We start from the raw sequence: 262 nt of genomic DNA on the forward strand, positions 1-262 counted from the left end.
CTCCGGATCCACTCGGCCGCGCGGAACGTCCGCGGGAACCCCTCGACCCACTCCCGCGCGTTGCGGTCGGGGACTCTGTCAGCGTCCTCGGAACCGCCGGCGTCCGCGGGATCCGCGGAGAGCGCCATCACGTCCCGCAGGGTCGTGCCCCGCTCGCGAAGCGCGGGGGCCGCGTCGCTCCCCCGTCGCACGTCGAGGTCGGCGGCGTCCGCCGGCGGGTCCGCCACCGCGACGTCGACGTGCTCGAAGGCGCGGTAGAACG

1 pseudogene is annotated in these 262 nt (G+C 76.3%); it reads right to left on the minus strand.

What is annotated here, in order from left to right:
* Window positions 1-262: pseudogene (locus SM753_RS20795) on the minus strand (triphosphoribosyl-dephospho-CoA synthase); the annotation flags it as partial.

This window comes from Halostella sp. PRR32, from assembly GCF_034808085.1.
Taxonomy (GTDB): domain Archaea; phylum Halobacteriota; class Halobacteria; order Halobacteriales; family Natronoarchaeaceae; genus Halostella; species Halostella pelagica.